We start from the raw sequence: 19,205 nt of genomic DNA, 5'->3' as shown, positions 1-19,205 counted from the left end.
GGGCCCGGGGCCAGGGACGCGGCCCCCGGCGAAGGCCCTGGGCACAACCCCGCCCAAAGGCCCGGGGGCCGGGGGCGGAGCCCCGGATGGGGGTCCGGGGGCGGAGCCCCGGATGGGGGTCCGGGGGCGGAGCCCCCGGCGGGGGCTGGGGCGGAGCCCCAGTTTCGGGAAGGGGTGGGGTGGGGGAACAACCCCCGGGCGCACCCTCAGGCGGGGGCACCCGACGTGTAGCGCCGGAGCAACGGAGAGAGCACCAGCACCGACTTGGTGCGCTCCACAAACGGCTCACCCGCTATCCGCTCCAGCACCCGCTCGAAGTGGCGCATATCGGCGGCGAAGACCTGGACGATGGCGTCCGCGTCGCCGGTGACGGTCGACGCGGACGCCACCTCCGGGTAGCGCGACAGGCCTCGGCGAATGTCGTCGGGCGACGTGTTGTGGCGGCAGTAGAGCTCGATGAAGCCCTCGGTCTCCCACCCCAGCGCCGCCGGATCGACCCGCACCGTGAATCCGGTGATGGCACCCTCCGCGCGCAGCCGGTCCACCCGCCGTTTGACGGCGGGCGCGGACAGGCCGACCAGCTCGCCGATGTCGGCGTAGCTGCGGCGGGCGTCCTCGGCGAGGGCGTGGACGATGCGTTCGTCGAGATCGTTCAGTCGCACTGCGGGGGGATCACTTTTCTGCTGTGGCCAGTCGGGATCGGCGCATGCCGTAAGCGAAGTACAGCACAAGGCCGATGGCCATCCAGACTCCGAAGACCACCCAGGTCACGACCTCCAGGCTGCCCATCATCCAAAGACACAGCCCGAAGCCGATCAGCGGGAAGAGCGGGGACAGCGGCACCCGGAAGGTGCGGGTCATGGTGGGCCGGGTCCGGCGCAGCACGATCACCGCGATATTGACGAGCGCGAAGGCGAAGAGCGTGCCGATGCTGGTGGCGTCGGCGAGCTGACCGAGCGGGATCGCGGCGGCGAGGACGCCGCAGAAGAGCGAGACGATGACGGTGTTGGCGCGTGGCACCCCGGTCCGCTCGTGGATCGTGGAGAAGACCTTGGGCACGAGCCCGTCGCGGGACATCGCGAAGAGGATGCGGGTCTGCCCGTAGAGCACGGTCAGGACGACGGAGGCGATGGCGATGACGGCGCCGGCCGCCAGCAGCACGGCCCAGAAGCTCTGACCGGTGACGCTCTCCATGATCCCGGAGAGCGCGGCCTCGGAGCCCGTGAACTTCTTCCACGGCAGCGCACCCACCGCCACGGCCGCGACCAGGCAGTACAGGGCGGTGACGATGATCAGCGAGAGCATGATCGCGCGGGGCAGATCGCGCTGCGGGTCCTTGGCCTCTTCGCCGGCCGTGGAGGCGGCGTCGAAGCCGATGTAGGAGAAGAAGAGGGTGGCCCCGGCGGCGCTGACGCCCGCCATGCCCAGCGGCATGAAGGGGGTGTAGTTCCCGGCCCGGATGCCGGCGAAGGCGACAGCGCAGAAGAGGATCAGCGCGGCGATCTTCACACAAACCATGATCGTGTTGGCGCGGGCGCTCTCCTTGGCCCCGCGCAGCAGGAACGCCATGGCCAGCAGCACCACGAGCAGCGCGGGGAGGTTGAAGACGCCGCCGTCGCCGGGCGGTGCGGAGAGTGCGTCGGGGATGCTGATGCCGAGCGTGCCGTCGAGCAGTTCATTGAGGTACTGGCCCCAGCCGACGGCGACCGCCGCCACCGAGACGCCGTACTCCAGGATCAGACACCAGCCGCACACCCAGGCGACGAGCTCGCCCATGGTGGCGTAGGCGTAGGAGTAGGAGGATCCGGAGACCGGGATGGTGCCTGCCAGCTCTGCGTACGACAGCGCGGAGAACAGCGCGGTGATCCCGGCTATGACAAAGGACACAATGACCGCGGGCCCGGCGTCCGGAACGGCCTCGCCGAGGACGACGAAGATACCGGTGCCGAGGGTGGCACCGATGCTGATCATGGTGAGCTGCCACATGCCGAGTGAGCGCCGCAGGGACCCTCCCTCGCCCTGGCCGCCCTCGGCGACCAGCCGCTCCACCGGCTTGCGCCGCATCAACCGGGCACCGAGCCCGGTAGCCGGAGGCTCTGGCTCCGGTCGCTGGCTGGCGGGCGGTGCTGCGCCTTGCTCCAACACTGAGGTGGCTCCTTTATCGCTGCCGGTCAGGTAGTGGCGACCGACGGCGGACATGCGGGCGCCCGGAGACAGACCCGCAGGTGGGAAATCGCCGAGCAGTCGGTCCCCGCCACTCCACGTAAGCGCAGACCCTATGAGTCGTCCGCCCACGGCCGTAATGCACCACCCTTGCGCATACGCGTTGCAACGTTGCGCGCGGGGGCGCTCGGCGGGGAATCGTTGCGAGACACCGCGCCAGTCAGCGCGCGTTTCACCCGAATGCCGCGATACTGCACCATTTTAGCGGTCGTTGGTGGGGACGTGACCACTGACAGTCTGCAGCCACCCGATCACTCCCCGCTCACGGCCGAACCCGTGTTCCGGCCCCGAGATCATGGGGGTGAGGACGAGCGCTATCCACTCGAATACTGTTCGCGCGTGTGGGAGGACTTCCTCCGGACGCTGGGCAGGATCGAGGCGGACTTCGTCCAGCGCTCCGGTACGACGGAACCGGGCGTCAAGGCATGACCTACACCGAGCCGAGGCCGGGCGGCTACGGGCCCCCACCCACCGGCCACCGGCCCGCCCCCGCTCCCGGTGAGCGGTTCGACGCGGCCGTCGACTATGAGATGAATCCTTTCCCTCTGCCCGATCCGGAGACCATCGAGAGCCGCTGGGACCTGGAGGGAGACCTGGCCCGGCTGCTCCAGACGACCTCCGCGTCCACCGAGGAGTCGGTGCACAACACCGGCCCCATCGGCCCCATCGGCCCCATCGGCCCCATCGGCCCCATCCGTTCTCCCTCGCCCGCGCATGTCCGCGGCCGCGGCAAGCGCCGCCGGGTCCGCTTCCGGCTGCCGACGATGCCGTGGCTCCAGCTGATCAGCCTGATCTTCGCCGCGGTCACCACGGTCATCGTCGCGATGCTGAGCGTGCTCGGCGGAATGATCTCGTACCCCCCGCTGCGTTATCTGGCCTCCCCCAGCACCTCGGAGTCCATGGCGGCGTGGTGGCCCCTGCTGGTCTACGGGCCCTGGCTGGTCGCCTCGCTGTCGGTGCTGCGGGCCGCGCTGCACCGCCGCGGTGCCGCGCACTCCTGGGCCGTGGTCGTGCTCTTCTCCACGATCGCGGTGTTCCTGTGTGTCGCGCACGCCCCCAAGAACGCGCCCAGCATGGCCGTCGCCGGTCTTCCGCCGGTCGCCGCGCTGGTCTCGTTCCACCAGCTGGTGCGTCAGATCACCCTCACCAGCCCGCCCCGCCACGCCCTGCCCCGCACCCGCGGCGAGCAGCGCGGAATGGTGCGGTGAGCCACCGGCTACCGCATGGCCGTGGCCCCACTCACCCGAGTGGGGCCACGGCCATGCGGTACCCCCGGCGAGCGAGCCGAAGGGGCGCGCCGCTGCCGAGGCTGAGGCGGACCCCGGCCCTCGGGTGCCCCCGGCCCCCGGCTGGGGGCACCTCCCAGCGATAGCTGGGGGCGAGCCGAAGGGGCGCGCCGCTGTCGTAAGGGAGAGCGCGCGGAGGCCCCGAGGAACGAGGGGTCGAGCACGGTCGACCGTCGACAGGGGGCACCCCCGGCCGAAGGCTGGGGGAGGCTGAAGCGCCCCGGAGGCGAACCGAGCCCTGAAAAAATCAGTCCCAGCTGGCGTGCAGCGGCTTGCCTTCCGCGTAGCCCGCGGCGCTCTGCACGCCGACCACGGCCCGCTCATGGAACTCCTCCAGCGAGGCGGCGCCCGCGTAGGTGCAGGAGCTGCGCACCCCCGCGATGATCGAGTCGATCAGGTCCTCGACGCCCGGCCGGGCCGGGTCCAGGAACATCCGCGAGGTCGAGATGCCCTCCTCGAACAGGCCCTTGCGGGCACGGTCGTAGGGGGACTCCTCGCTGGTGCGGTTGCGCACGGCGCGCGCCGACGCCATGCCGAAGCTCTCCTTGTACGGCCGACCGTCGGCGGTGTGCTGCAGGTCGCCCGGCGACTCGTACGTCCCCGCGAACCATGAGCCGACCATGACGTTGGACGCCCCGGCCGCCAGCGCCATCGCGACGTCGCGCGGATGCCGGACGCCGCCGTCCGCCCAGATGTGCTTGCCGAACTTCCGCGCCTCGGCGGCGCATTCGAGCACCGCGGAGAACTGCGGCCGGCCCACGCCCGTCATCATGCGGGTGGTGCACATGGCGCCCGGTCCGACGCCGACCTTGACGATGTCGGCACCCGCCTCGATGAGATCGCGCACCCCCTCGGCGGCCACGACATTGCCCGCCACGACCGGCACCCGCGGGCCAAGGCCCCGGACCGCCTTGAGCGCGGTGATCATAGACTCCTGGTGGCCGTGGGCGGTGTCCACGACGAGGGTGTCCGCCCCGGCGTCGAGCAGCGCCTTCGTACGGCCCTCGACATCCCCGTTGACCCCGACGGCGGCGGCGATCCGCAGCTTGCCCTCCGCGTCCACCGCGGGGCTGTAGAGGGTCGCGCGCAGCGCGCCCTTGCGGGTCAGGATGCCCACGAGCCTGCCGTCCGCGTCCACGGCGGGGGCGAACTTGCGGTGGGCCGCGTCGAGGCGGGTGAAGGCCTCTTGCGGGTCGATGTCCGCGTCGAGCACCAGCAGGTCCCTGGACATCACCTCGGAGAGCTGGGTGAAGCGGTCCACCCCGGTCAGGTCGGACTCGGTCACCACGCCCACCGGGCGTCCGTCCTCCACCACGACCCCCGCGCCGTGGGCCCGCTTGGGCAGCAGCGACAGCGCGTCGGCGACGGTCCCGGAGGGCGCGAGCACGATCGGGGTGTCGAGCACGAGATGGCGGCTCTTGACCCAGCGGATCACTTCGGTCACGACGTCGATCGGGATGTCCTGCGGAATGACGACGAGGCCACCGCGGCGGGCGACCGTCTCCGCCATGCGGCGGCCGGCGATCGCGGTCATGTTGGCGACGACGAGCGGAATGGTGGTGCCGGAGCCGTCGGGCGAGGCCAGGTCCACGCCCTGGCGGGAGCCGACCGCGGAGCGGCTCGGCACCATGAACACATCGTCGTACGTCAGGTCGTACGACGGCTTCTGATCATTGAGGAAACGCACGTACTTCATTGTCACATGCGCGCCCTGGTACGACGGCGGGGCCGATTCCCGGCCCGCCACGGGCCTGCGCCTACGGACCGTCGGGGTCGGCCCGCTCCAGCGCCGGCTTGGGGCCGGGGCCCGTCTCCTGGAGCAGATGGTCCGCCGCGGCCGTATCCGTCACCAGGCTCGTGACCAGGCCGGACCGCAGCACCGCACCGATCGCCTCGGCCTTCCTGCGCCCGCCCGCGATGGCCACCACCTCGGGGATCCGCCGCAGCCGGTCGGCCTCCACCGTGATGCACCGCTCGCCCAGGTCGCGGCCGATCCGGCGGCCCTCGGCGTCGAAGAGGTGGGCCGACATCTCGGCGGCGGCGCCGAGCCCCGCGTAGTGGGCCCGCTCCTCCTCGGTCAGCATGTCGTAGACCGTCGAGATCCCGGCCTCCCACGAGCCGATGGAGACCGCGGCGACGGTGACCTTGTCGAAGTATTCGAAGGCGCGGGCGATACCGGTCTGGCCGCGCAGCGCGTCCGCGGTGGCCGTGTCGGGCAGCAGCATCGGCGCGTAGATGGGGTGCGCCTCGCCGCCCGAGACGGCGGCGGCCCGGCGCACCGCCTCGACCGAGCCGCGCTCCGCCGTGCCCGCGTCGTACACGCCCGTGAGCTGGACGACGGTGCACGGCGGCAGCCGGTGCAGCGCGGCCGCCATATGGATCGTGGACCGTCCCCAGGCCAGCCCCAGCACATCCCCCTCGGTCACCAGCTCGCCCAGCAGATCCGCGGCGACCTCGCCCAGGTTCTCCGGGTCCGGGGTGTCGGCCTCGGCGTCGGCCGGGGACTCGACGACGACCGCGTGCCGCAGCCCGTACCGGGCACGCAGCGCGTCGGAGCGCTCCGCGTCGAGCTCGGCGGGAACCCGGATCTCGATGCGCACCAGATCACGCTCGAGCGCCGTCTCCAGGACGCGCGCGACCTTGAAGCGGCTGACGCCGAACTCCTCGGCAATCTGGATCTTGGACTTGCCCTCGAGGTAGAAGCGGCGCGCCATGGCCGCCGCCTGCACCAGTTCGGCGGGTCCCATCCGCGTGGCTGAACGGCCCGTCGACACCGCGGTCTCCTCACTTGTCACTGTTCCGGACTCACCGTTCATCCTGTCAGAAACGGTGGAGTTGATCCGGCCTTTACCCTTACGTTCACCGGCCGGTAGCGGAGTGGCCGCACAGTCCTGATGCACCGGTCGCCCGCTCCGCGAGACCGCGCAGCTCCCGTACCGCCTTGGCCGGGTCCTGGGCGCCGTAGACCGCGGAGCCCGCCACGAACACATCGGCACCCGCCTCGGCGCACCGCTCGATGGTGGCGGCGGAGACCCCGCCGTCCACCTGGAGCCACAGCTCCAGACCGTGCCGTGCGATCAGCTCACGGGTACGGCGGATCTTCGGCAGCATGATGTCGAGGAACGCCTGCCCGCCGAAGCCGGGCTCCACCGTCATCACCAGCAGCATGTCCAGCTCGGGCAGCAGATCCTCGTACGGCTCGATGGGGGTCGCGGGCTTGAGCGCCATCGACGCCCGGGCGCCCTTGGCCCGGATCTCACGCGCCAGCCGTACCGGCGCGGCCGCGGCCTCGACATGGAAGGTGACCGAACCGGCTCCCGCCTCGATGTACCGCGGGGCCCAGCGGTCCGGGTCCTCGATCATGAGATGGCAGTCCAGCGGCGTATCCGTCGCCTTGCCCAGCGATTCGACCACCGGCACACCGAGGGTCAGGTTGGGGACGAAGTGGTTGTCCATCACATCCACATGGAGCCAGTCGGCGCCCTCGACTGCCTTCGCCTCATCCGCCAGGCGGGAGAAGTCTGCGGACAGGATGCTGGGATTGATCTGCACGGCCATGACCCCAGCCTCCCATGACCGAGGCCGGTCCAGGGATTCGGGATGATCGCGGGTACTCGTAGCGGAGAAGACCAGGTAAAAAAATCACCTGCACCTCAGACACAACCCTTGTACGTCGCGCGTGTGTCATGTGAGACGAGAGCACCGAAGAGGCTCTTGTGACGAGCGACAAGACAAGGGAATGGGCAAGCAATCATGACGCGACACCGAATACCCCGGCGCTCCAGCGCCGCCCTGTCCGCGGCGCTGGCCGCGGCAGTGCTCGTGCCACCGGTCGCGGGGGCGGCGCCGGCCTCCGCCACGACGCCCGCGACCCCACAGCCGGTCTGCGCCTCGGACCAGGCGGGGCTCGCCGCCAAGCTGTCCAAGGACATCGCCGCGGCGCTGCACGGCCGGTCCGCCACCGCGGCCGTCAGCCTCCGCGACGACAGCACCAACACCCGCTGCACGCTGCGCGCGGACCAGAAGTTCGACTCCGCGAGCGTGGTCAAGGCGACCGTCCTGGCCACGCTGCTGTGGGACGCGAAGAAGCACCACAGATTTCTGACCCAGCGCGAGAACACCCTCGCCACCGACATGATCACGCGGTCGGACAACGCCGCCACCAGCAAGCTGTGGAAGCAGCTCGGGCCCGCCAAGGTCCAGGCGTTCCTGAAGGCCGCCGGGATGACCCGGACCGTCCCGGGCAGCGATGGCTACTGGGGGCTCACCCAGATCACCGCGAACGACCAGGAGAAGCTCCTGGAGCTGATCACCCATCCGAACGCGGTGCTGAGCGACAACGCCCGCGCGTACATCCTCAAGCTGATGGGCAAGGTCATCCCCTCGCAGCGCTGGGGCACCCCGGCCGGTGCGCCAAGCGGTACGAAGATCCACGTGAAGAACGGCTGGCTGTCCCGCTCCACGCACGGCTGGCGGGTGCACAGCATCGGCGCCTTCACGGGCGGCGGCCACACCTACACGATCACGGTGCTGACCCAGGACAACTCCACCATGAAGGCGGGCGTGGCGACCATAGAGGCCGTCGCCCGCGCGGTGCACAAGGACCTGAACCCCACCGCACACGCCGCGACACTCTACGCACCCACCGACAACCCCCAGGAGGCCATGCCGGCGGTCCCGAAGGAGTGAGCCCGATGCCGGGCGGGTGCACAACCGTACTCAGCATCAGAGCCCTCCGTTAGGATTTCTCCGAACATGTACCGTCTGCCGGACGCGGCGGACGGCGGCTGGCCAGGGGCCATGCACCAGGGTTCAAGGGGCGGGGGCAGCGCATGCCGGGTGGCCGGTGGGCCACGGTCACCGAGTCCGCGTTCGATCATGAGCGCACCGCCGAAGTACACCTGCGCCCCTCCTACTGGCGGGCGCGCGGCAAGCTCGACCTCAGTGGCACAACGAGATCGACCCGACCTTCGGCGTCTCCCCCGCCGCGTTCATCAGCGGTGACCGGCAGATGGCTCAAGGCGAGCACGGCCTCACGGATCAGGACCTACGGGCCTGGCGCCCGGCTGCCGCGACCCGTGGACGCCGGACCACCAAGAAGTAACTCCGATGCCGACCTGGCCGAGTACGCCGACGGCCTCAAGCCCACCCAGCCGGTGGGCTTGAGGCCGTCGTCGCGTTTCGACGCCTTTTATGCACGGGTCAGGCGCCCAACTCACCACGCTTCACGGCCGTTACGAACGAGGTCCAGGCATCAGCCGCGAACGTGATCAGGGGGCCGTGTGGGTTCTTGCTGTCGCGCACGGGGACGACGGCGGTGAAGTCGTCGGAGACCTCAATGCACGCGCCACCGTCCTGATTGCTGTAGCTGCTCTTGCGCCATGAAGCAGCGCTCAGGTCGACGATCTGCACGGCACTTCCTCCAACTTGCGCAGGATGTACTTCCGCGACTCGGCTGGGGACAGCGCCAGGTCGCGCACTGAATCGTACGCCTTCAGCAGGCGCACAACCGGCGCGGTTTCCTCGATGAGTTCGCCCCTGTATCCGTTCTCGGTATACGCCACAGTCCGGCCGTCCGACAGCAGCAGGTACCACACGTCGAAGCCCATCAACGCATGCAGTCCAGCGCTGTTCGGCAGCACATGAACAGCCACGTTCTCGCGCTCCGACACGTCCAACAGGTGCTCTAACTGCGCTCGCCACTCTCCCACGTCCCGCAGCTGAGTAAGCAACGCGGCCTCCGAGAGGATCGACCGGAAGGGCGGTGCAGCATCCCCCTCCAACAACTCCCGCCGCCCCATCCGAGCCTTCACCTGCTGCTCCAGCTCCGTCCCCTTGATTCCACCCGCAGCCAGAACCTCCCGCGCATACCCCGGCGTCTGCAACAACCCCGGCAGCACACTCACCGCGAAGTGCCACAGGCTGACCGCCTCCGCCTCCAGCGCCATGTACCGCCGGTACCGCTCCCGGAACTGCGTATGGTCCCCGGCGGCCAACTCCCATAGCGCGAGTAGCAGCCCCGGCGTCCCGTAGTGCTGGTCCAGCGCGTCCACCACCTCCGGGCTGCCCAGCGTCTCTCCCTTCTCCATCTTCCCGAACAGCGACCAGTCCCACCCCAGCCGCTCCCCGAGCTGCCGCAGGCTGTCACCTCGCTGGGCCCGCAACTTCCGTAACTCCTCGGCGAACCGCTGGCGCGGCTCCTGGCTGCGGCCCGTGACGATGCGTCGCTGCGGCATTGTGACTCCCCTCCAGGGCTTCCCGGCCGCGTACCGCCGCCCAGGCGAACCCCTCGTACCCGTACACACGCGTACACACCTGCCCGCACGCCCACCGCGCCCGTTGTGGAAGTTGTGGAACATGCGTCACCCGGCGGGGAACGACACCGCGCCGACGCCGCACCCCGACCCACTCCGGCGGCATCCTCGTAACGCCCCCACTACGCACCGTAATCCACCCGATGCGAACGCGGCGGCAAAAACCGCAAATCCGTACCACCCGCACGTCTGGAAGGACCAGCCTCGATGCCGAACCCGAACCCCAAGGCCCAGGAAGCCACCGCCGCCCGCGACGCCCTCGCCACCGCCCTCACCCAAGCCGGCATCCAGCTCCCCGCCATGGACGTACGCACCCCCTGGAACGAGCCCATCCCCGACAACCTGGACCAGCCGGAGCGGAGCCACGCCGACACCACCCCCACCAGCGCCCGCTACGCCCTCGTCCATCTCGGCGTCTGCTCCGCCCCCGTCGCCCTCGCGCTGGCCGCCGTCATCGCCAAGGGCGCCGCCCGGTGACCACCCCGCACACCGGCCCCGCCCCCGGCCCCGGCCAGGAACCCGGCCCCGCCACCCCTCCCCCACCCGGCACGCCCGTCCGCGACGCCACCCGCGACCGCGTCGGCATCGTCATGGGCCAGGAAGGCCCCTACCTCCAGCTCCGCCCCCTCGCCGGCGGCCGGGAATGGGACGCCGACCCCGATCACGTCCACCCGCTCACCCCGGCGGAACTGCTCCGCGCCCGCCTCGCCGAGACCAACGCCCACAGCCGCAGGGACCTCCCGTGACCGACGACCGACAACTGCCAACTGCCATAGCCCCCACAACCTCCCACACCCACCGAATCCACTCATAACCCCGATTCCCGCACCACAGGTCCCTCACCTCGCCTCCATACCGGAGAATGTGCGCAAGGCGCGCACCACGCGCGCCGAACGCCACCCCCCGAGGCCGGGAAGATCACGAACTTTGTCGAGGGTGCCGACGCGCGCCGGGCCATCCCGATAGCTGACCCGTACCTACCAGGAGCCGGCCGCCGACCTCGTACGGCAGCTGGAGACGGCCGGTTTCCTGCGGCTCGACGAGACCGACGAGGCGGGCCGCCTCGCCCTCGCACGGCGCTCCCTCGACCTGCTGAAGGCGCTGACGCCTGCGAGGTCTGTCGCCCAAGCAACGGGCGCGGCAGATCATCGACAAGTGCGCGCACCCGGACTTCAGGCCCGCCTTGGAGGACTACTACCAGCAGGCGCCGGCATCCCCTCACAGCCGGCACACTCCGCACCTGTTGGACCAGGCCCTCTCCTGGCACGTCCGCTACCTGACCAGCGGCTCGACGCAGGGCGACTGAGCGTCGTCGAGCAGACGTTCCTCAGCCGGTGCGGCGCAGCAGGGCCAGATACATGGCGTCCGTGCCGTGCAGATGCGGCCACAGCTGGACGTCCGGGCCCTCGCCCAGCGCGGGCACCCCGGGCATCAGCGGGCGGGCGTCGACCCACTCCGCGGAGGCGGCCGGGCCGCCCCGGCCCCGCAGGACGTCCTCGACCACGGCCCGGGTCTCGGCCGGATGCGGCGAGCAGGTCGCGTAGCCGACCACCCCGCCGACCCGCACGGCGGCCAGCGCCTCGCGCAGCAGCCCGCGCTGCAGCGGGGCGAAGCCGTCGAGGTCCTCGGGGCGGCGCCGCCAGCGCGCCTCGGGGCGGCGGCGGAGCGCGCCGAGCCCGGTGCACGGGACGTCGACCAGCACCCGGTCGAAGGTGCCCGGCCGCCACGGCGGCCGGGTGCCGTCCGCGGCGATCACCTGGTACGGGCCGGGGTTGCCCGCCAGGGCCTTGCCCACCAGCCGGGCCCGGTGCGGCTGCTTCTCGGCGGCGAGCAGCGAGGCGCCGCGCCCCGCGGCGAGCGCACCGAGCAGCGCGGCCTTGCCGCCGGGTCCGGCGCATCCGTCCAGCCAGCGCTGATCGGGCCCGTCCAGCGGGGCGTTGGCGAGCGCGAGTGCGACGAGCTGACTGCCCTCGTCCTGCACCCCGGCGCGCCCCTCGCGCACCGCGTCCAGCGCGCCGGGCTCGCCGCCCTCGGTGAGCCGCACGGCGTACGGGGACCAGCGGCCCGGCAGCGCGGACTCCCCGCCGACCGCCGCCAGCAGCTCATCGGCCGTGGACCGGCCGGGCCGGGCGACGAGGGTGACCTCGGGCCGCTCGTTGTCGGCCGCCAGCAGGTCCTCGATCCCGGCGCTGCCGCCGCCGAGCGCGTCCCACAGGGCGGAGACGATCCAGCGCGGATGCGAGTGGACGACGGCCAGATGGTCCTCGGGGTCCTCGTCGTACGGCGGGGCGACCCGCTCCAGCCAGCTGTCGAGGTCGGTGGCGGCGATCTTGCGCAGTACGGCGTTGACGAACTTGGCCCGTGCGTCGCCGAGCACCACCCGGGCCAGTTCGACGCTGGCGGAGACCGCCGCGTGCGTGGGGATTCGGGTCCCCAGCAGCTGATGGGCGCCGAGGCTGAGCACATCGAGCACGGGCGGATCCACCTCGCGCAGCGGGCGGTCCACACAGGCGGCGATGATCGCGTCATAGGTGCCCTGGTGGCGCAGGGTGCCGTAGACCAGCTCGGTGGTGAGCGCCGCGTCCCGGGCGTCGAAGGTCCCGTCCTCCCGGGCCTTGCGCAGCAGCGGCGGCAGCACGAGGTTCGCGTACGCGTCCCGTTCGTCGACCGCCCGCAGCGCCTCGAAGGCGAGGATCCGCACGGGGTCCTTCTTCGGACGGCGATAGGCCTTGCCGGGCCGGTTCGGGGTGGCGGGACGGCGACGACGGGACTGGTCGGTCACGGGAAATGTGCTCCGGGGGGACTGATGGGGCTGAAGAGTCCAGCCTACGTGGCCGGGGCGTCGGCGGTCTCCGCCGTCTCCGTCCGGCCCGTGCCCGCCCGGCCCGTGCCCGCCCCATCCGTGCCGGCCCCGTCCGTGCCCGTCCCGTCCGTGCCCGCCCCGTCCACGGCCGCTCCGCCCGCGGCGGACGGCTGCTCGAACTGGGTCCGGTAGAGCTCCTCGTAGCGGCCTCCCGCGGCCAGCAGCGTGGTGTGGGTACCGCGCTCCACGATCCGGCCGTCCTCCACGACGAGAATGAGATCGGCTGCCCGCACCGTGGACAGCCGGTGGGCGATCACCACGGCGGTGCGCCCCTCCAGCGCCTCGGCCAGCGCCTCCTGTACGGCCGCCTCCGAGGTGGAGTCCAGATGTGCGGTGGCCTCGTCGAGGATCACCACCCGGGGGCGGGCCAGCAGCAGCCGGGCGATGGTCAGCCGCTGGCGCTCACCGCCGGAGAGCCGGTAGCCGCGCTCGCCCACGACGGTGTCCAGACCGTCCGGCAGGGCCGCGATCAGCCCCTCCAGCCTGGCCCGCCGCAGCACCTCCCACAGCTCGTCGTCGGTGGCCTCGGGCCGGGCCAGCAGCAGATTGGCGCGGATCGATTCATGAAAGAGATGGCCGTCCTGGGTGACCATCCCGAGCGTGTGCCGGACCGAGGCGGCGGTCAGATCGCGGACGTCCACGCCGCCCAGCCGCACCGCGCCGCTGTCGGCGTCGTAGAGCCTCGGCAGCAGCTGCGCGATGGTCGACTTCCCGGCGCCGGAGGAGCCCACCAGCGCGACCATCTGGCCCGGTTCGGCGCGGAAGGAGACCTCGTGCAGCACCTGGACGCCGCCGCGGGTGTCCAGGTTCGCGACCTCCTCCAGCGAGGCGAGGGAGACCTTGTCCGCGGCCGGGTAGCCGAAGCCGACGTGGTCGAACTCGACCGCCACCGGCCCGTCCGGGACCTGCCGGGCGTCCGGCCGCTCGGTGATCAGCGGCTTCAGATCCAGCACCTCGAAGACCCGCTCGAAGCTGACCAGCGCGCTCATGACCTCCACCCGCGCCCCGGCCAGCGCGGTCAGCGGTGCGTACAGCCGGGTGAGCAGCAGCGCGAGCGAGACAACTGCGCCGGGGTCGAGCCGGCCGTGCAGCGCGTAGGAGCCGCCGAGGCCGTAGACCAGGGCGAGGGCCAGGGCGGAGACGAGGGTCAGCGCGGTGACGAAGGAGACCTGGACCATGGCCGTGCGCACCCCGATGTCACGCACCCGCCCGGCCCGCGCGGCGAATTCGGCGGACTCGTCCGCCGGCCGTCCGAAGAGCTTGACCAGCGTCGCCCCGGGCGCGGAGAAGCGCTCGGTCATCTGGGTGCTCATCGCGGCGTTGTGCGCCGCCGCCTCGCGCCTGAGCCCCGCCAGCCTCCTGCCCACCCGGCGGGCGGGCAGCAGGAAGAGGGGCAGGAGCACCAGCGCCAGCAGGGTGATCTGCCAGGAGATCCCGATCATCACGACGAGCGTGAGCAGCAGGGTCACGACATTGCCGACGACGCCGGAGAGGGTGTCGCTGAACGCCCGCTGCGCGCCGATGACATCGTTGTTCAGGCGGCTGACCAGCGCGCCTGTGCGGGTACGGGTGAAGAACGCCACCGGCATGCGCTGGACGTGGTCGAAGACGGCGGTCCGCAGATCGAGGATCAGCCCCTCGCCGATGTTCGAGGACAGCCAGCGGGTCAGCAGCCCGAGCGCCGCCTCGGCGACGGCGATGACGGCGATCAGCGCGGCCAGCCCGAGGACCGTGTCCTGTCCCGAACGGTGGACGATCGCGTCCACGACCCGGCCCGCGAGCAGCGGTGTCGCCACCGCGAGCACCGCCGTGACCGTGCTCAGGACCAGAAACAGGAGCAGCGGGCGGCGGTGGGGGCGGGCGAAGGCGCCGATGCGGCGCAGCGTCCCGCGGGAGAAGGGCCGCCGGTCGTCCCTGGCGTTCGAGGCGTGGTGCAGGGAATGCCACGCGGTGACTTCCATGTCCATCGCGCACCTCCGAGGTCTCGGGGTGCCGCCCTGGGTTCGCCGGCAGGTCCGGACCGGCGGCACATCAAGGAACGTATGACTTTAACCATGGTTGAGGTCAACTCCTCGCCTCACCGGCGCGCCCCCGGGCCTCAGCCGCCGAGCCGCTCGCCCCCGGCGATCCGCACCCCGCGCGCCCAGTCCGCCGCGGGCATCGGCTTCTTGCCCTGCGGCCGCACCCAGGTCAGCTCCACGGCGTGGCTGCCCGTGCCCACGTACACGGCCCTCTTGGTCGCGGCCGGCTCACCGGGCGTCAGATCCGTACGGTCCGCCACCATCGCCGCGGAGACGACCTTCAGCCGCTCGCCCCGGAAGGTGGTCCACGCGCCCGGCGCGGGAGCGCACGCGCGCACCAGCCGGTCGACGCGCAGCGCGGGCGCCGTCCAGTCGATCTCCGCGTCCTCCACCTTGATCTTCGGGGCGAGCGAGACGCCCTCGGCCGGCTGCGGTACGGATCGCAGGGTGCCGTCCTCGATGCCGTCCATCGTCGCCCTGAGCAGCCCGGCCCCGGCGAAGGCGAGCCGGGTCAGCAGATCGCCGCTGGTGTCCGTGGCCCGGACGTCCTCCGTCACAACGCCGTACACCGGACCGGAATCCAGCCCCTCCTCGATCTGGAAGGTCGACGCGCCGGTCACCTCGTCCCCCGCGAGCACCGCATGTTGGACGGGCGCCGCGCCACGCCATGCGGGCAGCAGCGAGAAGTGCAGATTGACCCAGCCGTGCGCCGGGATCTCCAGTGCGGCCTTGGGCAGCAGCGCGCCGTACGCCACCACCGGGCAGCAGTCCGGCGCGATCTCGCTCAGCCGGGCCAGGAAGTCCGGGTCCCGCGGCTTGGCGGGCTTGAGCACCTCGATACCCGCCTCCTCGGCCCGCTCGGCGACCGGACTGGCCACCAGCCGGCGGCCACGCCCGGCGGGCGCGTCGGGACGGGTCACCACGGCCACCACCTCATGCCTCTCCGACGCGATCAGCGCGTCCAGCGCGGGCAGGGCGACCTCGGGGGTACCGGCGAAGACGAGCCTCATGGGTGGCGAACTACCTCTCACACACAGCGGAACAGGCGCCCCAGTCTATGGGGCCGCCGCCCGAGGGGGCGTACGAGCGGACTCCCGCACGCCCCGGACCGTGACCGACGGGCGGGTGCCGCGTTGGTCAAGGCAGATTGACCGCATCGGGCCGCTGCCGCGGCCCGATGCGTTTCCCGTCGTCCCGTCATTTCCCGTCATCCGTCTTCCCCATCCGCTTCCACGCCGGTTCGAGAGGCTTGTTCATGGCCGACCACGCAACCCACGACGCCCAGGCACGGGCCAGCCTGCACCTCCTGGTCCGGGACATCGAGCGGGTCCGCCGACAGGTGGACGCGCTGCGCACGCTCACCGCCCAGCTCGGCAATGTCTACCGCCCCCGGCGCACCGGCCCATCCGCCGGCTTCGTGGTCTACGGACGCGCCCCCGCGCCCACCGTGCGGCTCGCCCAGGAACTGCGGGACAGCGTCGAGACGCTGGTCACGGCCGCGGTGGACTTCGACCGCTCGCTCGGCTTCTCGTGGGACGCGGTGGGTTCGGCGCTCGGCGTCACCAAGCAGGCGGTGCACCGCCGCTATGGCGCCCGCCGGGCCGCCGCCCAGAGCGCCGTGGAGGGCGGCGAGCCCCCGGCGCACACGGTCGACCCGGCCCCCGTCCCGTCGTCATCCGTACCGCCCCTGCCCTCGGTGCCCGCCGCCCGCTCGGTCCCGCCGCAGCCGGCCCCGGCCCTCCGCGAGGACCCCCGCCCGAGCGCCTTCCCCAGCCCCCGCAACGGCTGAGAGTCACCCCTTTTTTAGGGCTCGGTCCTTTTTTCAGGGCTCGGTTCGCCTCCGGGGCGCTCAAGCCTCCCCCAGCCTTCGGCCGGGGGTGCCCCCTGTCGACGGTCGACCGTGCTCGGCCCCTCGTTCCTCGCGGCCTCCGCGCGCTCTTCCTTTCGACAGCGGCGCGCCCCTTCGGCTCACTCGCCGGGCCGACCGCGTTAACCGATGTCGAGTGGGTCCACCCGTACCGCCGGGTCCTTCTCCCCTCGCGCCAGCCGACGCGCCTTCGCCTCCTTGAGGGCCGCCGCCAGGGCGCTGCCCTGGCCGGGGCGGACGCGGATCAGGGCGCGCTCCCAGTCCTCGCCCGGCAGCGGGTCGCCGGGGCGGCGGGGACGGCCGGGGGGTGTCGGGGGCAGCGGGACCGGGCCCAGCGTCTCGACGCCCTCCGGCAGATCGGCCGACGCGATCAGCTCGGCCACCGCCTCCGGCGGGCCGGTCACCGCCGCCATCCGTGAGACCGGCGGAAAGCCCAGCTGGGACCGCTCCGCCAGTTCGCGCGCCGCGTAACCGGCCGGATCCCAGCGCACCAGGGCCTGGACGGGCCGCAGCGTCGGCTCGGCGAGCACCACCACCGTGCCGCCACCGCCATGGCCCCCGCCGCCGCCGTCGCCATGGCCGCGTACCAGGGCCGCCGCCTCCAGCCAGTGCCGCAGCGCGTCCTCGCCGGCGCGCAGATCGGGGCGGCCGAGCAGCGCCCAGCCGTCGAGCAGCAGCGCGGCGGCGTAACCGCCCTCGGCGATCGGCTCGGCGCCCGGGGTGCTGACGACGAGCGCCGGGCGGTCGGGGACCGTCGCGAGGACATGGTCCCGGCCGGAGGTGCGCACCGGCACGGCCGGGAAGGCCCGGCCCAGCTCCTCGGCGGTGCGCCGGGCGCCGACGACGCTCGCCCGCAGCCGTACGCCCCCGCATTCGGCACAGTGCCAGGCCGTCTCGGGCCGCCCGCACCACCCGCACTCCAGATGGTCGGCGTCCCGCGCCTCCAGGGGGCCCGAGCAGTGCGCACAGCGCGCGGGCTCCCGGCAGCGCTCACAGGCCAGCCTCGGTACATAGCCGCGCCGCGGCACCTGCACCAGCACCGGGCCGCGGGTCAGCGCCTCCCGTACGGTCTGCCAGGCGAGCGTGGGCAGCCGGGCGGCGCGGGCCTCCGCGTCCCGGGCCACCTCGCCCTCGTCGACCGTACGGATCAGCGGAGCGGCCGCGCGGACCTGCTCGCGGTCCGCCTCCAGCGGCCTCGCCCAGCCGTTCTCCAGCAGCTGGGCGGCCTCCACCGTGCGGCCGAGGTCGCCCAGCAGAAAGCCCGTCTTCTCATGGACGGCGCGCAGCAGCAGCACGTCGCGGGCGTGCGGATGCGGCAGATGGTCATCGCTGTGGCTGAGGTCCCCGTCGTCCCAGATCCCGACCAGTCCGAGGTCGCGCACCGGGGCGAACATCGCCGCCCGGGTGCCCACCACGGCCCGTATCGAGCCCCGGTTGACGGCCAGCCAACGGCGGTAGCGCTCCTCGGGCCCGAGGTCGGCGGTGAGCAGCACATGCCGGCCCGGCCCGCCGAGCGCCTCCGTGAGCGCCTCGTCCACCCGCGCGGCGGTCCGTCCGTCGGGCACCACCACGAGCGCGCCGCGCCCGGAGGCGAGCGTGGCGGCCACGGCGGCGGCCCATTCACCCGGCCAGTGCGGTCCGGGCAGCGCGGTCCATACGGCACGCGGCCGGTCCCCGCGCGCGAGCGCCTCCAAGAACCCGGGCCCGGCCGGATAGCGCGCCCAGCTCCCGGGCGCGGGCGCCCCCGGCGGGGGCAGCGGCGGCGGAGACGGCTCGGCCTCGGCGCGCGCACTGCGTTTCGGCATGGCCAGCTGCAGCACATCGGCGAGCGACCCGGCGTACCGGTCGGCGACCGCCCGGCACAGCGCCAGCAGCCCCGGCCCCAGCACCGGCTCGGGCGAGATCACCTGCGCGATGGCCGCCAGCGGCCCCCGGTAGTCGGACTCCGCGACCCGCTCGACGATGTACCCGTCGAGCAGCCCCCCGCCCTCCCGACGCCCGTCCCGGACCCGCCCCGTCCCGGCCCCGAACCGCACCCGCACCCGCACCCCGGGCCGCGCCTCGGCATCCATCTCGGCCGGAACCGCGTAGTCCCACAGCTTGTCGAGATGCACCGGCCCCTTGTCCACCAGCACCCGCGCCACGGGCAGCTCGTCCGCCAGCGTGGCCCCCCGCCACGTCCGCGGCTTGGCCTTGGGCACCTTGGCCTTGCGCACGGTCTCCCGAATGAGCGCGAGCTGCTCGCCCTCCTGCGACTCCGCCGCCGGGGCTTCTCGCCGCTCGTCGTCCCTGCTCACAGCTTCAGTCCTACCAGACCGCACGGACAACTATGTTGCCCAGGCGAGTGATCCGAAGGGGCGCGGCGCTGTCGAAGGGGGAACGCGCAGGCCCCGAGGGTTCCCCATCGCTGTGCGATGCCCCCGCCCGACCGGCTGGGCGCACCTCCCAGCGGTAGCTGAGGGCGAGCCGAAGAGCCGCGCCGATGCCGAAAGGGAGAACGCGCGCAGGCCCCGAGGGTCCCCCATCGCTGTACGGTGCCCCCGCCCGACCGGCTGGGCGCACCTCCCAGCGGTAGCTGAGGGCGAGCCGAAGAGCCGCGCCGATGCCGAAAGGGAGAACGCGCGCAGGCCC

Annotated in this window: 18 protein-coding genes; 7 read left to right on the top strand and 11 right to left on the bottom strand. The window is 72.4% G+C overall.

What is annotated here, in order from left to right; all coding sequences use genetic code 11:
* Nucleotides 1–206 precede the first annotated feature (206 nt).
* Both ABZS71_RS11440 and ABZS71_RS11435 read right to left on the bottom strand, forming a co-directional pair.
* On the bottom strand, nt 207–662 hold the full coding sequence (locus tag ABZS71_RS11440; protein ID WP_356208996.1) for an Lrp/AsnC family transcriptional regulator: 456 nt from the start codon (nt 660–662) through the stop codon (nt 207–209).
* A gap of 10 nt (nt 663–672) precedes the next feature.
* Nucleotides 673–2,145: an amino acid permease gene (locus ABZS71_RS11435; RefSeq protein ID WP_356208994.1), complete on the bottom strand. Its 1,473-nt coding sequence runs from the start codon at nt 2,143–2,145 to the stop codon at nt 673–675.
* Between the two features lie 300 nt (nt 2,146–2,445).
* Between ABZS71_RS11435 and ABZS71_RS11430 the strand changes: the two genes are divergently transcribed.
* Together ABZS71_RS11430 and ABZS71_RS11425 are read left to right on the top strand one after the other, a co-directional pair.
* Nucleotides 2,446–2,652, top strand: coding sequence for a hypothetical protein (locus tag ABZS71_RS11430; protein ID WP_355852693.1), 207 nt, complete (start codon nt 2,446–2,448; stop codon nt 2,650–2,652).
* Nucleotides 2,649–3,431, top strand: coding sequence for a DUF2637 domain-containing protein (locus ABZS71_RS11425; RefSeq protein WP_356208992.1), 783 nt, complete (start codon nt 2,649–2,651; stop codon nt 3,429–3,431). Before ABZS71_RS11430 ends, ABZS71_RS11425 begins: the two co-directional genes overlap by 4 nt.
* A gap of 325 nt (nt 3,432–3,756) precedes the next feature.
* On the opposite strand, the gene ABZS71_RS11420 is transcribed toward ABZS71_RS11425, so the two are convergent.
* The 3 genes from ABZS71_RS11420 to rpe form a co-directional block, all read right to left on the bottom strand.
* Complete coding sequence (locus tag ABZS71_RS11420) at nt 3,757–5,205, bottom strand: GuaB1 family IMP dehydrogenase-related protein (RefSeq protein WP_356208991.1); 1,449 nt, start codon at nt 5,203–5,205, stop codon at nt 3,757–3,759.
* Nucleotides 5,206–5,266: 61 nt separating this feature from the next.
* Nucleotides 5,267–6,256 carry a sugar-binding domain-containing protein gene (locus ABZS71_RS11415; protein WP_355855350.1) on the bottom strand — a complete coding sequence of 330 codons (990 nt, stop codon included), beginning with the start codon at nt 6,254–6,256 and terminating at the stop codon, nt 5,267–5,269.
* Between the two features lie 112 nt (nt 6,257–6,368).
* On the bottom strand, nt 6,369–7,067 hold the full coding sequence (gene rpe, locus ABZS71_RS11410; protein ID WP_356208990.1) for a ribulose-phosphate 3-epimerase: 699 nt from the start codon (nt 7,065–7,067) through the stop codon (nt 6,369–6,371).
* A 195-nt stretch (nt 7,068–7,262) separates the two neighbouring features.
* Between rpe and ABZS71_RS11405 the strand changes: the two genes are divergently transcribed.
* Nucleotides 7,263–8,198, top strand: a complete 936-nt coding sequence (locus ABZS71_RS11405) for a serine hydrolase (protein WP_356208989.1) — start codon at nt 7,263–7,265, stop codon at nt 8,196–8,198.
* Between the two features lie 513 nt (nt 8,199–8,711).
* On the opposite strand, the gene ABZS71_RS11400 is transcribed toward ABZS71_RS11405, so the two are convergent.
* Nucleotides 8,712–8,921: a DUF397 domain-containing protein gene (locus ABZS71_RS11400; RefSeq protein WP_356208987.1), complete on the bottom strand. Its 210-nt coding sequence runs from the start codon at nt 8,919–8,921 to the stop codon at nt 8,712–8,714.
* Nucleotides 8,903–9,745, bottom strand: coding sequence for a helix-turn-helix transcriptional regulator (locus ABZS71_RS11395; RefSeq protein WP_355855339.1), 843 nt, complete (start codon nt 9,743–9,745; stop codon nt 8,903–8,905). Before ABZS71_RS11395 ends, ABZS71_RS11400 begins: the two co-directional genes overlap by 19 nt.
* 285 nt (nt 9,746–10,030) lie before the next feature.
* On the opposite strand from ABZS71_RS11395, the gene ABZS71_RS11390 reads away from it, so the two are divergent.
* From ABZS71_RS11390 to ABZS71_RS11380, 3 genes are all read left to right on the top strand, one after another.
* Nucleotides 10,031–10,300 (top strand): hypothetical protein, encoded by a 270-nt coding sequence (locus ABZS71_RS11390; RefSeq protein WP_356208986.1) that lies wholly within the window; start codon nt 10,031–10,033, stop codon nt 10,298–10,300.
* Nucleotides 10,297–10,569 (top strand): hypothetical protein, encoded by a 273-nt coding sequence (locus ABZS71_RS11385; RefSeq protein ID WP_355855333.1) that lies wholly within the window; start codon nt 10,297–10,299, stop codon nt 10,567–10,569. The genes ABZS71_RS11390 and ABZS71_RS11385 overlap by 4 nt, the downstream gene beginning before the upstream one ends.
* A gap of 362 nt (nt 10,570–10,931) precedes the next feature.
* Nucleotides 10,932–11,129: an acetyl-CoA hydrolase/transferase C-terminal domain-containing protein gene (locus tag ABZS71_RS11380; protein ID WP_355855359.1), complete on the top strand. Its 198-nt coding sequence runs from the start codon at nt 10,932–10,934 to the stop codon at nt 11,127–11,129.
* Between the two features lie 21 nt (nt 11,130–11,150).
* On the opposite strand, the gene ABZS71_RS11375 is transcribed toward ABZS71_RS11380, so the two are convergent.
* From ABZS71_RS11375 to fmt, 3 genes are all read right to left on the bottom strand, one after another.
* Entirely contained in the window at nt 11,151–12,605 is a 1,455-nt protein-coding gene (locus ABZS71_RS11375; RefSeq protein WP_356208985.1) for a transcription antitermination factor NusB, read from the bottom strand.
* Nucleotides 12,606–12,649: 44 nt separating this feature from the next.
* Nucleotides 12,650–14,653, bottom strand: coding sequence for an ABC transporter ATP-binding protein (locus tag ABZS71_RS11370; protein WP_356208983.1), 2,004 nt, complete (start codon nt 14,651–14,653; stop codon nt 12,650–12,652).
* Nucleotides 14,654–14,784: 131 nt separating this feature from the next.
* The gene (gene fmt, locus ABZS71_RS11365) at nt 14,785–15,717 is read right to left on the bottom strand and encodes a methionyl-tRNA formyltransferase (protein WP_356208981.1); all 933 of its coding nucleotides are present in this window, start codon (nt 15,715–15,717) and stop codon (nt 14,785–14,787) included.
* A gap of 245 nt (nt 15,718–15,962) precedes the next feature.
* Between fmt and ABZS71_RS11360 the strand changes: the two genes are divergently transcribed.
* Nucleotides 15,963–16,496, top strand: coding sequence for a hypothetical protein (locus ABZS71_RS11360; RefSeq protein WP_356208980.1), 534 nt, complete (start codon nt 15,963–15,965; stop codon nt 16,494–16,496).
* A 200-nt stretch (nt 16,497–16,696) separates the two neighbouring features.
* On the opposite strand, the gene ABZS71_RS11355 is transcribed toward ABZS71_RS11360, so the two are convergent.
* Complete coding sequence (locus ABZS71_RS11355) at nt 16,697–18,871, bottom strand: primosomal protein N' (protein ID WP_356208978.1); 2,175 nt, start codon at nt 18,869–18,871, stop codon at nt 16,697–16,699.
* Nucleotides 18,872–19,205: the final 334 nt, after the last annotated feature.

Source organism: Streptomyces sp. NPDC005393 (genome assembly GCF_040606675.1).
GTDB lineage: Bacteria > Actinomycetota > Actinomycetes > Streptomycetales > Streptomycetaceae > Streptomyces.
The sequence above is the reverse complement of the archived record's forward strand: the minus strand, read 5'-3'. Positions and strand labels throughout refer to the sequence as shown.

What these genes read in the sequence shown, in the direction of transcription:
- ABZS71_RS11425 (WP_356208992.1), top strand. Translation starts at nt 2,649, where the DNA reads ATGACCTACACCGAGCCGAGGCCGGGCGGCTACGGGCCCCCACCCACC.
- ABZS71_RS11420 (WP_356208991.1), bottom strand. Translation starts at nt 5,205, where the DNA reads ATGAAGTACGTGCGTTTCCTCAATGATCAGAAGCCGTCGTACGACCTG.
- ABZS71_RS11415 (WP_355855350.1), bottom strand. Translation starts at nt 6,256, where the DNA reads ATGGGACCCGCCGAACTGGTGCAGGCGGCGGCCATGGCGCGCCGCTTC.
- rpe (WP_356208990.1), bottom strand. Translation starts at nt 7,067, where the DNA reads ATGGCCGTGCAGATCAATCCCAGCATCCTGTCCGCAGACTTCTCCCGC.
- ABZS71_RS11405 (WP_356208989.1), top strand. Translation starts at nt 7,263, where the DNA reads ATGACGCGACACCGAATACCCCGGCGCTCCAGCGCCGCCCTGTCCGCG.
- ABZS71_RS11395 (WP_355855339.1), bottom strand. Translation starts at nt 9,745, where the DNA reads ATGCCGCAGCGACGCATCGTCACGGGCCGCAGCCAGGAGCCGCGCCAG.
- ABZS71_RS11390 (WP_356208986.1), top strand. Translation starts at nt 10,031, where the DNA reads ATGCCGAACCCGAACCCCAAGGCCCAGGAAGCCACCGCCGCCCGCGAC.
- ABZS71_RS11370 (WP_356208983.1), bottom strand. Translation starts at nt 14,653, where the DNA reads ATGGACATGGAAGTCACCGCGTGGCATTCCCTGCACCACGCCTCGAAC.
- fmt (WP_356208981.1), bottom strand. Translation starts at nt 15,717, where the DNA reads ATGAGGCTCGTCTTCGCCGGTACCCCCGAGGTCGCCCTGCCCGCGCTG.
- ABZS71_RS11360 (WP_356208980.1), top strand. Translation starts at nt 15,963, where the DNA reads ATGGCCGACCACGCAACCCACGACGCCCAGGCACGGGCCAGCCTGCAC.